Source organism: Streptomyces sp. NPDC021356, from assembly GCF_040641015.1.
Lineage (GTDB): Bacteria > Actinomycetota > Actinomycetes > Streptomycetales > Streptomycetaceae > Streptomyces.
On record NZ_JBFACU010000003.1, the window covers coordinates 71345 to 86962 of the forward strand.

The 15618-nt window shown below is 72.5% G+C and carries 9 protein-coding genes; 8 read left to right on the forward strand and 1 reads right to left on the reverse strand.

Translation table 11 applies throughout. The annotated features are described in order from the left end of the window. Positions 1-64: 64 nt before the first annotated feature. From AB0G56_RS04480 to AB0G56_RS04510, 7 genes are all read left to right on the forward strand, one after another. The gene (locus AB0G56_RS04480) at positions 65-1837 is read left to right on the forward strand and encodes a DUF4192 family protein (RefSeq protein WP_360963506.1); all 1773 of its coding nucleotides are present in this window, start codon (positions 65-67) and stop codon (positions 1835-1837) included. Positions 1838-2558: 721 nt separating this feature from the next. Continuing rightward, positions 2559-4478, forward strand: coding sequence for a glycogen debranching N-terminal domain-containing protein (locus AB0G56_RS04485; RefSeq protein ID WP_360964236.1), 1920 nt, complete (start codon positions 2559-2561; stop codon positions 4476-4478). A gap of 128 nt (positions 4479-4606) precedes the next feature. Further along, positions 4607-5365, forward strand: a complete 759-nt coding sequence (locus AB0G56_RS04490) for an NUDIX domain-containing protein (protein ID WP_360963509.1) — start codon at positions 4607-4609, stop codon at positions 5363-5365. Positions 5366-5509: 144 nt separating this feature from the next. Continuing rightward, complete coding sequence (locus AB0G56_RS04495) at positions 5510-8176, forward strand: ATP-binding cassette domain-containing protein (protein ID WP_360963512.1); 2667 nt, start codon at positions 5510-5512, stop codon at positions 8174-8176. Between the two features lie 162 nt (positions 8177-8338). Further along, entirely contained in the window at positions 8339-9226 is an 888-nt protein-coding gene (locus AB0G56_RS04500) for a FadR/GntR family transcriptional regulator (RefSeq protein WP_360963515.1), read from the forward strand. A gap of 500 nt (positions 9227-9726) precedes the next feature. After that, entirely contained in the window at positions 9727-11274 is a 1548-nt protein-coding gene (locus AB0G56_RS04505; protein ID WP_360963517.1) for an RNA polymerase sigma factor, read from the forward strand. Between the two features lie 122 nt (positions 11275-11396). After that, complete coding sequence (locus tag AB0G56_RS04510) at positions 11397-12260, forward strand: serine protease (RefSeq protein WP_360963520.1); 864 nt, start codon at positions 11397-11399, stop codon at positions 12258-12260. Positions 12261-12370: 110 nt separating this feature from the next. Here AB0G56_RS04510 and AB0G56_RS04515 read toward each other — a convergent pair whose 3' ends face one another. Beyond that, positions 12371-12601 (reverse strand): hypothetical protein, encoded by a 231-nt coding sequence (locus tag AB0G56_RS04515; protein ID WP_141357618.1) that lies wholly within the window; start codon positions 12599-12601, stop codon positions 12371-12373. A 438-nt stretch (positions 12602-13039) separates the two neighbouring features. Between AB0G56_RS04515 and AB0G56_RS04520 the strand changes: the two genes are divergently transcribed. Then, positions 13040-15163, forward strand: a complete 2124-nt coding sequence (locus tag AB0G56_RS04520; RefSeq protein WP_360963523.1) for a DNA topoisomerase IV subunit B — start codon at positions 13040-13042, stop codon at positions 15161-15163. Positions 15164-15618 lie beyond the last annotated feature (455 nt).

Consider the following 15618-nt stretch of genomic DNA (forward strand, 5'->3'; position numbering starts at 1 on the left):
TGCCCCTGGTCGGACTTATCCACAGACCAAACCGGAATTTTGCATTCCGCGAGATCGTCGGCGCATGACGAACCACAGCGAAACGACCGGACCCTTCGGAAACGGCGACATCGCCTACGACGGGCCCGGCCCCGAGCACCAGATCACCCTGCGGACCCCGGCCGAGCTGGCCGACGCCCTGCCGTACCTGCTCGGCTACCGACCGGAGGACAGCATCGTCCTGGTAGCCCTGCACGACCGGGACGGCCGGGGCAGGTTCGGCGGCCGGGCCAGGCTCGGTATTCCCCCCAACCGCGGCGACTGGCCCTCGGCGGCCCGGCAACTCGCGCACGGCCTGATCACGGGCAGCGAGCGCAGGGGAGCCAAACCGGGGCAGATGGTCGCCTTCCTCTGCCAGGAGCCGGCGGGCGGAGAGTCACCGCGCGAGGTCGTACAGCGGCTTCAGCCGCTGGCCCAGAAGCTGCGCACGGAGTGCGGCCGCCTCGACGTTCCGGTGATCGAGGCCCTGTGCATCTCCGGTGGCCGCTTCTGGTCCTACTGCTGCCCGACCGACGGGTGCTGCCCCGACGAGGGCTGGCCCATGGGCCTGCCCGGCACCTCCGTACTGGCCGCTGCGGCCACGTACGCGGGCATCCAGGTGCGGGGCAGCCTGCGGGAGCTGCGGGCCAGGCTGCTCCCGTGGGAGACCTCGGCGGCACGGGCGCAGGAGAGCGCACTGGACAAGGCGGGCAGGGCCTTGGTGCCGAGGATCCTCGACGAGGCGAGCCGTGCGGAGGTGGCCGGGGAGACCCTCGACCTCGCCGAGACTGTCCTGCGGCGGTTCGCCGCGGCACCCGGCATCGCCGGTGCGCTGCCCGCCGACCTGCGTGACGACCGGTTGCTCGAGGACGAGGAGGCGGCATTCCTGGTCCTCGGCCTGCAGGACCGGACGACGCGTGACCGCGCCGCCGAGTGGATGGAGGGGGACGAAGCGGCTCCGGCTCTCCGTCTGTGGCGGGCGCTGGCCCGGCGCTGCGTCGGCCCCTACGGGGAGCACGCGGCTGCGCCGCTGACGCTGGCCGGCTGGGTCGCCTGGTCGCTGGGGGACGACCTGGAGGCCCGCGAAGCTCTCGCCATGGCGCTGGGCGCGGACCCCGACTACCTCTTCGCACGCTTGCTGCACCAGGCCTGCAACGAGGGCCTGGACCCTGAGTCGGTCCGCCGCTGCCTGCGCGCCGAACGGACGGGACGCGGCTGCTCGACCGACGGGGAGCCCGGCGCCGGGGGCGAGGGCGCGGGGCGGGACACGACGGCCCCAGACGGCACCGGCACAGAAGGAGCGCATGCCGCGGAGCAAGAGGCGGGAGGCGGCGGAGCGACGAACCGTGCCGGGCAGGAGGCAAGCGCCGAGGAGACGGAAGAAGCCGAGGAGACGGAAGAAGCCGGGGACACGGAACAAGGCGGGGAGACGGCAGAAGCCGGGGAGACGGAGGAAGCCGACGGGACTCACGACACGGAACCGGCGGAAGACGCCGGTGGGACGGAAACCATGGGCGAGCCCGCGCGGCAGCACCTCGTGACCGGCACCCGCACCAGTCGTGCACCAGCGGCGGCGGAGGGCGCGCACTCCGCCCGTCGGCGCCGCGTACGGGGCGACGCGCCGACTGCGGATCGTGGTGGGGCTCATGGGACGCGCGCGGTCACCTCCCGCACCGACAGCGCCGGACCGCGCCCCGGGGCCGCCAGGCCGTCCGCGCGCACCCGCCCGCGCGCCGCGGCCAAAGCGGACGGACGCCGTCGCGGCGGATGCCGGCCGGCTGGGAAGCCGCGGGGAGACAGGCCCGAGGACGGCGCATGAATCTGCTCAGGGGGATCCTGACGTGGAGGCCCGCACTGTGGAGGACCGGGAGGCCCGGTCCAGGCAAGCCGGACACACGCAGGACGTCAGGCCCGCTCGGCACGCCCGGCCCCCAGGGCCGGTCGGCACCTGCGGCGGAGGGAGGGGGAGGGCGTGGCCGGACGCGGTCTGGCCCGCTGCCCCGAGGAAGGCCTGCGGGGGCAGAACGCGTCGGGGGCGTTGCCCCGTCGCATCCGGTCGCGCGGGCGGGCAGGACGGCCGCTCGTGGCCGCCGCGCAGCCGCCATTCGGTCGGCTTCCCCTGGCACAGGCGTGACCCGGACCGGTCCGCCGCCGTTCACCTGAGTGGCGGAGCGCCCGGCCGGGCCACCCCGCCACCCCTGTCATGCCCCTCCGGGGCCGCCGCCAGACGCCCGATCCGCCCGAGGCCCACAGAGCGCAGAGGAAGCCGTCCCATGCACCAGCCGACTCCGCCCTGCACCCCTGGCGACGCCCCCGCCTCCGCCCGGGCCGCGCTTCCCTCCGAAGCCGGGGCGGCCGGGCCGGCGTGGTGCGGGACGGGACAGGAACAGCGCCGTGCCTTGCAGGAACAGCGCCGTGCCCCGTACGAGTACGTCGCCCCGTCCACGCGCGCCGCACCCTCCGCCCGCGGCGACGCACGGGGCCCGGCGCGGCAGTCGGCCGGACGCCACTCCTCGGAGCTGCCTCCCGCCCACGACGCCATGATCTGTGTCGCCCTGCCCGGGCTGGCGATCTCGACGGCCCGGGGACAGCTGAGCGGCCAGGGTCTGGAGGGCTTCTACCGTGCGGGCCGCCGCCTGCTCTCCCGCTGCCAGGTCCGGATCGCCGGGCGCGAACCGCTCGTCGTCCAGGCCCTGATGACGGCCGCGGACCGGGCCCGCTTCGTGGGCGTGCTGCGCGCCTCGCCGGGCACGGGACCCGACCCGGACGTGCTAGTGGAACGCGTGCGTGACGCGGACGGCACGGAACGGATCACCTTGCGCAGCGCCTCACTGCGCCCGCTGCGCCTTCCCGTGGAGGTGGCGCTCGGTACGGATCTCGCGGACCTGGGCCAGATCGCCCGGGGCCGTGCGGGCGCCGAGCGGCCGGCCAGCGTGCGGGGCTCAGGTCTGCGCTGGTCCCGCGGTGCCACGAGCGCGTCGGTCACCGCGGACCCGCCGCCCGCCGAAGCCCTGGCCTCCGCCGGCCTGCTGCGTTGGGAGTTCGAGCTGCCTCCGGGCGGCACGGCGAGCGTGGAACTGCGGGTACGGCAGGACGGTGCGGGGCCGCTGCGGGCCGTGGGCCGTACGGCGACCAGCCCTCTGGCAGCGGCGCGGGCCACGGGCGACACACCCGGGGCCGGGGAACTGATGCGCGCAGGCATCGACGACCTCCACGCTCTGCTGCTGCGCGATCCGCTGCACCCGGCCGACCTGCACCTGGCGGCGGGTGCACCCTGGCGATCCGGCCTGGCCCCGGCCGAGGCGCTCGTCGCCGCCCGGATGGCACTGCCCCTGGGGACCCGGCTGGCCGCGAGCACGCTGCGCACCTTGGCCCGCACCCAGCGCGGGGGGCGCGGCCCCGAGTCCGGCATGATTCCCGGGCCCCGGCGGGACGCGGGCCCGCACCTTCCACCGGGTTGCACGGGCACAGAGGCGACGCTGCTCTTCCCCGTGCTCCTGGCGGAAGCCCGTCGATGGGGCCTGCCCGAGAAGGAGACGGAGGAGCTGCTGCCGCCGGCCGTGCGCTGCCTCACCTGGCTGCGGACGGCCGTGGGCGAGGGGACGTACCTGTGCGATCCGCTGCCGGGGCGGCCCGTGCGCTGTGAGATCCAGGCGCACGCCCACCGAGCGGCGGTGCTCGGAGCCGACCTGCTCGAGGCGTTCGACCGGCCGGGCGCCGCCGAGCTGCGGCAGTGGGCCCAGCACCTGCGGACGGCGTTCCGGAGCGGTTTCTGGGTCGAGGACCGAGGCGGCGGCAGACCCGCCGCGGGCAAGGCCGCTGACGGGCGGCTTCTGACGCACCTCGACGCTTCCGCCGTGCATCTCCTGGACACCGGCCTGTCGGGTGGCGGCGAGCAGGCGCCCGGACTGCTCGACAAGGCGCAGACCGGGCAGCTCGCCCGCCTGCTGGGCGGGCCGGCGATGGACTCGGGCTGGGGGTTGCGGGGGCTCGCCGCCAAGGAGGCGGGCTACAGCCCTTTCGGTCACCGGGCGGGGGCGGTACGGGTGGCGGAGACCGCGGTCGCCGTCGCCGGGCTGGCCGCCGCAGGCCACGAGAAGGAGGCGGGCGCACTCCTGCGGGGCGTCCTGGCGGCGGCCCACGCCTTCGGGCACCGGTTGCCCGAGATGTTCGCCGGAGAGCAGCGTGTGGACGGCAGCGCGCCCGTACCGCACCCGGCGGCCTGCCGCCCCTCGGCCACCGCGGCCGCCGCGGCGGTCCTGCTGCTGACATCGCTCGCGGGCATCCGGCCCGACGCCCCCGCCCGATCGGTCACCCTGCGCCCGGTGCGCACCGCGCCGCTCGGGGAGATCGGCTTCACCGGGCTGCGGGTCGCCGGCGCGCCCTTCTCCGTGCGGGTCAGCAGACTCGGCCTCGCCCTGGTGGAGGAGGCGGCCGACGGCCTGCAACTGGGTGCCTGACCTCGTACGACACGGGGCCGTGGCTGATGGCCGGGGCCGCGGGACTGCGCGTGGAAGTCCGCGGACCGGCCATCGCCGCGACCGACGAAGGGAGTGTTTATCGTCAGGCAGACGACTATGATCGCTGCATGCCCTACGACCCGTCAGCCTTCCCGCCCTTCGCCGTCACCGTGGACCTGGTCGTGCTGACCGTGCGCCGCCACTCCCTGTGCGCGCTGGCGGTGCGCAGGGGAGAGCCGCCGTTCCAGGGGCGGTGGGCGCTTCCCGGGGGCTTCGTGCGGGCGGACGAGGACCTGGCGCAGGCCGCGGCGCGCGAACTGGAGGAGGAAGCGGGCCTGTGCGCCCACGACCCCGCCGCGCCCGTCCAGGACAACGGGGCTCATCTCGAGCAGCTCGCGACCTACGGCGACCCCGGGCGTGATCCGAGGATGCGCGTCGTCAGCGTCGCCCATCTCGCCCTCGCGCCCGACCTGCCCGCACCCCGCGCCGGCGGCGACGCGGGAGACGCACGGTGGGCTCCCGTCGAGGAACTGCTGCAGCAGGGCGGATACGGACGCGACGGCGAGTCGAGGGCCCCGCTCGCCTTCGATCACGCTCGGATCCTGGCCGACGGAGTCGAGCGGGCCCGTTCCAAAATCGAGTACTCGTCGCTGGCTACCGCCTTCTGCCCGCCCGAATTCACCGTCGGTGAACTGCGCCGTGTCTACGAGGCGGTGTGGGGTGTGGCGCTCGACCCGCGTAATTTCCACCGCAAGGTGACGGGGACTCCGGGCTTTCTCGTGCCGACGGGCGGTACGACGACACGGCAGGGCGGCCGGCCGGCCCAGCTCTTCCGGGCCGGTGGCGCCACACTGCTCAACCCGCCCATGTTGCGACCGGAGGTCTGACTCCACGCCGCGCCGCGTGCGCTGCGCGAGAGAGGCCGCCGTTCCTGCGGATCGGGGAACAACCCGGTGGACGGGAACAGCGGTGTGTGCCGCACGCGCGTCGCGAACCCGAAAAAAGGGACATAACGCGCTATCTTGCTGCGGGTGATCCAGGCCTTCGGACTGACCAGCGACTCCCGCAAGGGCCTTTCGCCCGCCGTCGACGACGTCTCCTTCGAAGCGCACGAGGGGTGCGTCACCGCGCTCCTGGGGACGGCGGGCGCGGGCAAGACGACGACGCTCAGACTCATGCTCGAACTCCAACAGGGCCGAGGCATCACCTACTTCAAGGGACGCCCCCTGCACCGCATCGCCCACCCGGCGCGCGAGGTCGGCGCCCTCCTGGGCGACGTCCCCGGTCACCCCTCCCGCACCGTCCGGGGCCACCTGCGCATGCTCTGCGCGGCAGCGGGACTTCCGTCCCGCCGGTCCGACGAGGTCCTCGAAGCCGTAGGGCTCGTCAGCTTCCGGGAGGAGCGCCTGGGCACGCTGTCGCGCGCCATGGACCGCAGACTGGGCCTGGCCTGCGTGCTGCTGTCCGAGCCGCACACGCTCGTGCTCGACAGCCCTGCCGGCGGGCTCTCCGCTCGGGAAGGCCGTTGGCTGCACGACATGCTGCGGGCCCACGCGACCCGGGGCGGCACGGTCCTGTTCGCCACGGCCGACCCCAAGGAGGCCGCCCGCACGGCCGACCGCGTCGTCACGCTGGAGCGCGGCACCGTCGTGGCCGACCAGGAGGCCGGGGACTTCGCCCGCCATCGGCTGCGCCCGCGTGTCGCGGTCCGCAGCCCGCACGCCGCCCGCCTCGCGGCCCTGCTGGCCAAGGAGGCCCGCACCGCTCACCGCTCCGTCGAAGTCGTACGCGAGAACGGCAATCGTCTGTCCGTCTACGGCAGTACGTGTGCCGATGTCGGCGAGACCGCATTCCGTCACGGCATCCTCGTCCACCAACTGGCCGACGAGGTCGGGGACATGGGTGCCGGTGCCGGGGTACGCGCCGAGGCCGGGGGGGAGGCGGAGCGGTCGGCCGCCGACCAGGCCGTGGCCAAGGAGCCGAGGACCGTGGCGGCTTTGGCGTCGGCTTCCGCGACGGTGGACCGGGGCACGGCCCCCGGCCCAGCCGCCGTCGGGCGCATCGCGCACGAAGCGACCGGCGTGCCGACCGGAGGTGTGCGCGCCACTGCGGACGTCGGCAGGGTGTTCGTCACCGCCGGGCCGGGCGACGGGCCCGGCGGCGCGGCGGGTGAGGGAACGGCTGCCGTGGTGCGCGAGGCCGGGCACCGGGACGGCTTCGAGCGGGACGGATCCGAAAAAGAGGTCGTGTCCGCCGCGAGGACCGGAGCGGTACCCGGCGCGGCAACGGCGGACGCGGCGGGCCTCGCCTCCACCGCTTCCACCCATCCCAGGCCCTCCGAGGCCGTCTCCGTCGCCGCGCGCACCGGCAGAGCGACGCTTGCCGCACCTGCCGGCACCGCGCATCAGACGGCACACGCCCGGCGTGCCGCGGCGGATGCCACCTCCGGTCACGGCGCCCAAGGCGTCGGCCGCGAGGCCCCCGCCCCGACGCTTGCCGACGCCGCCGGAGGCGACCCAGGTGCCGTCGGCCGGTGCGACGCGCCGCCCTCGACCGTACGCGCCGACGCCGAGCCCCGCACCGGCCGCAGGAACGGCCCCCTCGTGTCCGAAGACGCCGGGAAGGAGCCCCGCCGTACGGAGGCCCGGGACCGCATCCCGACGGCCGGTGCGCGCTCTCCGTCCCGGCGAAGCCCGAGTTCCCGCCCGCAGGGAACGCAGCCTGGCGGCCCGCACCCGGCCGAGGACGCGGAGCCGTCCCGCTCGCCGTCCCCCTCGGCGGCCGCGAGTTCCGCCGGCCGTGCCGCGACGGCTCAGCCGTCCGGCGGGGAGACCGCGCAGGCGCAGCCCTCGATCCCCACTCCACGTCCGGCGGTTACCGTCACGCCGGATCCCTCCTCGCCCCTTCCACCTCCCATCGCCGTCCGTCCGGGGACCGGCCCGCTCCGGCCCGTACGGTACGAACTGCGCCGCGCCCTGGGCATCGGCACCGGGTTCGTCATCTGCGCCGCCGTCCTCGTCGTCTCGGCCCTGACGGCGCTCGTCGCGGGGCGCATCGGCCACACCCCGCAGCCCCGGCTGCTGGCTGCATGGCCGCAGCAGTTCCCGCTGCCGCCGGCCGCCCTCGGTGCGGGGCTGATCGGCGCGCTCGCCTTCGGCGACGAGTTCCGCCACCCCGCGCTGGCGGCGGACCGCGGCACCGTCCCCCGCCGCCTCGGGCTGCTCGCCGCGAAGCTCCTCGTCGCCACCGCCACCGCGCTGCTGCTGGCCTTCCTCACGGTCGGCTGCGACGCCGAGGTGCTCTACGTCGTATACGGACGGGAACTCACCCAGGTTCCCGGCGACTGGCTCTCGCCGGCCGTGAGTTGGACCGGCCTCGTGATCGGGTGCGGCTGGGCCGGGGTGCTGGCCGCGGGGCTCTTCCGGTCCACCGCCGCCGGACTCGCCGCGGTGGTCGCCGTACCCGTCGTCGTCTCACCCCTGGTGCACCAGGCGCTGGGAGGGGCGGCCTGGGACGCGGCCGGCCTTCCCGCACGGCTGCGCGAAGCGTTCCTGTTGCCCTGGCCCTTCGGAGGAGATCGCTATCTGTCCGCCGCGGCCCGTGTGATCGCTCAACCTGTCGGCGGCGCACTCACATTGTCGCTGGTCACACTGTTGGGCGGGTACCTGCTGACGACCCTGCGCAGCAGAGTCCGATGAGCACCGTCCGTACTCTTTCGATCGCACATTGTGCGCAACTCCCCACGGAAAGCACATTTATTTCCGATAAGGCGTCAATTGCGACGGAGTGAGCGATCACCCTTTCGTGTGCTTTTCACCAAAGACCTCAAGGGAGTTGGAGGCAACGCCGACAAAGGATCCGTGAGTACCCTTGCGCACACCATGATGACCGCCGCCCGCTCCTCAGACTCCGGTCTTGCCGGCCCGGGCGAACTCGACCGCTACCCCTACGCCGAGGCGCCCGTCCCCGACCGCGTCGGAAGCCACGTCTGGGAGGGCGCGGAACCCGAGCTGGGACGTGTCGGCCGACGCGCCGCGGGCAGCCGCGGTCGCGGCCTGCACGGCCAACTCGTCCAGCAGCTCGGTCAGATGATCGTATCCGGGGACCTGGGTGCCGACCGCCCGCTGGTGCCCGAGGAGATCGGCCAGCGCTTCGAGGTCTCCCGCACCGTCGTCCGTGAGTCGCTCCGTGTCCTGGAGGCCAAGGGCCTGGTCAGCGCCCGGCCGAACGTCGGCACACGCGTGCGCCCGGTCAGCGACTGGAATCTCCTTGATCCCGACATCATCGAGTGGCGGGCCTTCGGGCCGCAGCGTGACGACCAGCGCCGGGAGCTGAGCGAGCTGCGCTGGACCATCGAGCCGCTCGCCGCGCGGCTCGCGGCGGGACACGGGCGCGAGGACGTCCAGCAGCGCCTGTCCGACATGGTGGAGATCATGGGGCATGCCCTGGCCCAGGGTGACGCCCTGACCTTCTCCCGCGCGGACACGGAGTTCCACTCGCTGCTCATCCAGGTCGCGGGCAACCGGATGCTGGAGCACCTGTCGGGGATCGTCTCGGCGGCCCTTCAGGTGTCGGGTGGCCCTGTCACGGGCTGCGAGCGCCCCAATGAGGCCTCTGTGGCGCAGCACGCCCGCATCGCCGACGCCCTCGCGGCCGGCGACGGCACGGCGGCGGAGGCGGCCATGCGCCAGCTGCTCACGGTCCATCCCGAGATCGAGCGTGTGGTTCCCGCGCCGCGCGAGCACTGAGCCGCGCGCGCCGTTCCGGGTGCGGGCGGCCGGCCCGAGTCCTGCCGCCCTCCCGCGGGCCCGGCCGCCTCGCGGCCCCCTCGCCCCGCCGTCCCTCCCGTGGCCCCGGCCGGTGCGCGGCTTCTCGACGGACCCCGCCGGATCCTCCGCGCGCTCGGTGGGGTCCGGTTCGTGTGACGGGTGAGTCCGGCTTCAGACGGGCGGGCTTCGAGGGAGAGCCGGCTGGCCAGACGCAGCAGCTCCCATCTGTTCACGTCTGACCGCTTTTGAACGCTTACGGGGTGTGACTCGGGCCACGCGGATTGGGCGTAACGCTCCTGGAGACAACGCGATGACCTAAGAGGTGACAGCCGCGGAGGGAATACGGACGCCGTTCATGGCGCTGTGCATCTTCCCGGCCCCCGCCCGCGCCGTCGGCCCCATCCCCAGGCCGGTGGTCGGCTCCTGTCCACTCGTGGACGGGGCCGGAAGCCGTTTTCCAACGTTCCGAGAGGTTGTTCGTGTCGGCCAGCACATCCCGTACGCTCCCGCCGGAGATCGCCGAGTCCGTCTCTGTCATGGCGCTCATTGAGCGGGGAAAGGCTGAGGGGCAGATCGCCGGCGACGATGTGCGTCGGGCCTTCGAAGCTGACCAGATCCCGGCCACTCAGTGGAAGAACGTACTGCGCAGCCTCAACCAGATCCTCGAGGAAGAGGGTGTGACGCTGATGGTCAGTGCCGCGGAGCCCAACAAGCGCACCCGAAAGAGCGTCGCAGCGAAGAGCCCGGCCAAGCGCACCGCCACCAAGACGGTCGCGGCGAAGACGGTGACCACCAGGAAGGCCACCGCCACCGCCACTCCGGCGGCGACCCCTGCCGCCGACACACCGGTCGAGGACGACGCTCCCGAGAAGAAGGCCGCCGCCAAGAAGACGACCGCCGCCGCGAAGAAGACGACGGCCAAGAAGACGACCGCCGCCGCGAAGAAGACGGCGGCCAAGAAGACCTCCGCCAAGAAGGACGACGCCGAGCTCCTCGAGGACGAGGTGCTCGAGGACCCGAAGGGCGCCGAGGAGCCGGAGGGCACGGAGAGCGCCGGTTTCGTGCTCTCCGACGAGGACGAGGACGACGCCCCCGCCCAGCAGGTCGCCGCGGCCGGCGCCACCGCCGACCCGGTCAAGGACTACCTCAAGCAGATCGGCAAGGTCCCCCTGCTCAACGCCGAGCAGGAGGTCGAGCTGGCCAAGCGCATCGAGGCGGGTCTCTTCGCCGAGGACAAGCTGGCCAACTCCGACAAGCTGGCGCCGAAGCTCAAGCGTGAGCTGGAGATCATCGCCGAGGACGGCCGTCGGGCCAAGAACCACCTCCTGGAGGCCAACCTCCGTCTGGTGGTCTCCCTGGCCAAGCGCTATACCGGCCGCGGCATGCTCTTCCTGGACCTCATCCAGGAAGGCAACCTCGGTCTGATCCGCGCGGTCGAGAAGTTCGACTACACCAAGGGCTACAAGTTCTCCACGTACGCCACCTGGTGGATCCGTCAGGCGATCACCCGCGCGATGGCCGACCAGGCCCGCACCATCCGTATCCCGGTGCACATGGTCGAGGTCATCAACAAGCTCGCGCGTGTACAGCGCCAGATGCTCCAGGACCTGGGCCGCGAGCCCACCCCGGAGGAGCTGGCCAAGGAACTCGACATGACCCCGGAGAAGGTCATCGAGGTTCAGAAGTACGGCCGCGAGCCCATCTCCCTGCACACCCCGCTCGGCGAGGACGGCGACAGCGAGTTCGGTGACCTCATCGAGGACTCCGAGGCCGTGGTGCCGGCCGACGCGGTCAGCTTCACGCTCCTGCAGGAGCAGCTGCACTCGGTGCTCGACACCCTGTCCGAGCGTGAGGCGGGCGTCGTCTCCATGCGTTTCGGTCTCACCGACGGTCAGCCCAAGACCCTCGACGAGATCGGCAAGGTCTACGGCGTCACGCGCGAGCGGATCCGCCAGATCGAGTCCAAGACCATGTCGAAGCTGCGGCACCCGTCGCGTTCGCAGGTGCTGCGCGACTACCTCGACTAGGCGCGGCCGTACGACGTAGAAGGCCCGGCTCCCCTCTGGGGACGCCGGGCCTTCGCGCTGCGGTGCGCCGCGCTCTGCCCGACCCTGGGTGTCCGACGATCACCCCAGAGTGAGGAGTGCGCATGCGACGCCGTACTGCCCGGGCACTGGCCGGGCCGCTGGTCCTGGCGGCCGTAGGGGCCGCGATACCGCTGGTGAACGCGGCCCCCGCGGCCGCCGACGGGGTTGTCATCGGGGGTTTCCCCGTCGACGTGTCGCAGAGCCCGTGGACCGTGGCTCTGGCCAGCCGTGACCGGTTCGGAGGTACACGCGCGGGGCAGTTCTGCGGGGCTGTGGCCGTCGCCCGCACCACCGTGCTGACCGCCGCCCACTGTCTGGCCGGCGAGGTGGTCGGCGCGCCACCGACACGGGACCTGAAAATCATCGAAGGGCGCACGGATCTGCTCTCCGGGCAGGGCAGTGAGATCCGCGTACGCGCCACCTGGGTCAATCCGCGCTATGACGCCGCGACCAACGCGGGCGACTTCGCGGTGCTCAGCCTGTCCGAGCCGCTGCCCCAGCGCGCGGTCATCCCGATGGCGGGCGCGGGCGACCCTGCGTACGCGCCGGGGACGCGCGCTCTCGTCTACGGCTGGGGGGACACGACCGGAGGCGCCGCCTACCCGCACAGCCTGCATGCCGCGCGGGTGCATGTGCTGCCCGACACCCAGTGCGAGCGGGCGTATCCGGGTGGTGTCGACGGCAGGTACGCGTCGGAGACGATGCTGTGCGCGGGCGAGATCGTGGGCGGCCGGGACGCCTGCCAGGGGGACAGTGGCGGCCCGCTGGTGGCCAAGGGGCGCCTCATCGGGCTGGTGTCGTGGGGGAACGGCTGCGGCAGGGCGGGAAACCCTGGTGTCTACACACGCGTGTCCGCAGTGCTGCGGGCGCTGCGTCAGGCCCGCGGGGCGAAGACACTGCCCGCAACGGCCGACGGGCAGGGCTGACCGGGTTCGGGGGCACACCGACGGGCGGCCGCTCCTGCGTGTCAGGAGCGGCCGCCCGTTCACCGGCCTGTGCCGGAGCTGGCTCGTCGTGCGAGACGGTCAGCGCTTTGTCAGCGCTCTTCCTCGGACGCGTTGGCGGGCACGGAGGTGAGGCGCTCCGTCTCGTCCTGTATCTCAGCGGCGATCTTCTTGAGTTCCGGCTCGAACTTGCGACCGTGGTGGGCGCAGAAGAGCAGTTCTCCGCCGCTCAGCAGGACGACGCGCAGGTAAGCCTGGGCGCCGCAGCGGTCGCAGCGATCAGCGGCCGTCAGCGGGCTCGCGGGGGTCAGAACAGTAGTCACGTCGCCTCTTCTCTAGCTCGACGAGCTGTCGTACCAGGGTCAACATCCAACCAGCCCCAAACGTTCCCGCTCGCGGCTTTTCCTCGAAAAATCTTTCCGAGGGGCTGTCCGTTGCCGGTTTGGCGGCGAATGTGCCGTATTACGTCTGTGTGTCTTACGGGTTCGCGCTGTCGGTCATGGTCAGTCCTCCCCGGCCGGGTTGCCGGTTGTTCATGAGGACGTGCCCGGAGCCTAAATGGTTCATGCCTCGAAGGGAACGTGATATGTGCTTCACTCCATCGAGGGATCGAACGTACATGCGACCGTCGACTAGTCTGGGTCGCTGCCGAGGGTTGCGTTACAAGGGCTCTACCAGGCCTCGGTACCCTCTGAGCGGCAACCGAAGCCGCGCCCTTACCCACGAGGGCCTCACCTGAAATTCAGCGAGGAGCGAACCGCGTGACCGCCGATACGTCCGTGCCGTCCACAGCTCTGCTGGCAGGAGCAGACCGTGACGGCTCCAACTACACCGCGCGGCACCTGCTCGTCCTCGAGGGGCTCGAGGCCGTGCGCAAGCGCCCCGGCATGTACATCGGATCGACCGACAGCCGCGGTCTGATGCACTGCCTGTGGGAGATCATCGACAACTCCGTGGACGAAGCCCTGGCGGGCGTCTGCGACCACATCGAGGTCGTCCTGCACGACGACGGCTCCGTGGAGGTCCGGGACAACGGCCGTGGCATCCCCGTCGACGTCGAGCCCAGGACCGGCCTGTCGGGCGTCGAGGTCGTCATGACCAAGCTGCACGCAGGCGGCAAGTTCGGCGGCGGCTCGTACGCCGCCTCCGGCGGTCTGCACGGCGTCGGCGCCTCGGTCGTCAACGCGCTCTCCGCCCGCCTGGACGTCGAGGTCGACCGCGGTGGCCACACGCACGCGATCAGCTTCCGGCGCGGCGTGCCCGGCGCGTTCACGGGCAGCGGCCCCGAGGCCAAGTTCGAGTCCGGCAGCGGCCTGCGCAAGGCCAAGAAGATCCCCAAGTCGCGGACCGGGACGCGCGTGCGCTACTGGGCCGACCGCCAGATCTTCCTCAAGGACGCGAAGCTCTCCCTGGAGAACCTGCACCAGCGCGCCCGGCAGACGGCCTTCCTGGTGCCCGGCCTGACCATCGTCGTCCGCGACGAGTACGGCCTCGGCGAGGGCGGCAGCAAGGGCGAGGAGTCCTTCCGCTTCGACGGCGGCATCAGCGAGTTCTGCGAGTACCTGGCGGGCGACAGGCCGGTCTGCGACGTGCTCCGCTTCAGCGGACAGGGATCCTTCAAGGAGACGGTTCCCGTCCTCGACGAGCACGGCCAGATGACGCCCACGGAGGTCACCCGCGATCTCGGCGTGGACGTCGCCATGCGCTGGGGGACCGGCTACGACACCACCCTCCGGTCGTTCGTCAACATCATCGCCACGCCCAAGGGCGGCACCCACGTCGCCGGTTTCGAGCAGGCGGTCGCGAAGACGATGAACGAGGTGCTGCGGGCGAAGAAGATGCTGCGCGTCGCCGAGGACGACATCGTCAAGGACGACGCCCTGGAGGGCCTCACCGCGGTCGTCACGGTCCGCCTCGCCGAGCCGCAGTTCGAGGGGCAGACCAAGGAGGTCCTCGGCACCTCGGCCGCCCGCCGCATCGTCAACAACGTGATCACCAAGGAACTCAAGGCGTTCCTGACCTCCACCAAGCGGGACGCGGCCCAACAGGCCCGTGTGGTCATGGAGAAGGCCGTCGCCGCCGCCCGGACCCGGATCGCGGCCCGCCAGCACAAGGACGCCCAGCGGCGCAAGACGGCCCTGGAGTCCTCCTCCCTGCCCGCCAAGCTCGCCGACTGCCGCAGCGACGACGTCGACCGCAGCGAACTGTTCATCGTCGAGGGGGACTCCGCGCTCGGCACCGCCAAGCTCGCCCGGAACTCCGAGTTCCAGGCGCTGCTGCCGATCCGCGGCAAGATCCTCAACGTCCAGAAGTCGTCCGTCACCGACATGCTGAAGAACGCCGAGTGCGGCGCGATCATCCAGGTGATAGGAGCAGGCTCCGGCCGGACCTTCGATCTGGACGCGGCGCGCTACGGCAAGATCATCATGATGACCGACGCGGACGTGGACGGCTCGCACATCCGCACCCTGCTCCTGACCCTGTTCCACCGCTACATGCGGCCCATGGTCGAGGCCGGCCGGGTGTTCGCCGCGGTGCCGCCGCTGCACCGCGTCGAGTTGATCCAGCCGAAGAAGGGCCAGGACAAGTACGTCTACACGTACTCGGACCGTGAACTGCGCGACAGGCTGCTGGAGTTCCAGAGCAAGAACATCCGCTACAAGGACTCGATCCAGCGGTACAAGGGTCTCGGAGAGATGGACGCCGACCAACTCGCCGAGACCACCATGGACCCGCGCCACCGCACCCTGCGCCGGATCAACCTCTCCGACCTGGAGGCCGCGGAAGGGGTGTTCGACCTGCTCATGGGCAACGACGTTGCTCCCCGCAAGGAGTTCATCGCCAGCTCGGCGGCCACACTCGACCGCTCGCGCATCGACGCGTAGCGCTGACCGGCCGACGGGCTGACCGGCCGACGGGCTGACCGGCCGACGGGCTGACCGGCCGACGGGCGGCCGAGCGGTCGCGGATCCGGACGGGTCGGCCCGGATCGGGTCGGCCCCGGTTCGGTTGGGACCGACCCGGCGGGCGGCTTCCCGCTCGCCGGATGGGGAGAGGGCCATCGGCTGCCCGGGCCCGGGGCCCTGCCGGTGGTCGGTCGGCCCGGTACGAGGTGGTGGAACGCGGTCGGCCACCCGCACGGGCACCGGCGGGACCGGGGCGAGGTCGACGCGAAACCGGTACGAGCCCGGGGCGATCCGATGCGAGCACAGGGGGAGCCGGTACCACCCTGCGGGGAAAGCCCGTGGAGCCGGTACCACCCTGCGGTGGAAGCCGGTGGAAGCCGGTACCACCCTGCGGTGGAAGCCGGTGGAAGCCGGTGGAAACCCGGTGCGGAACC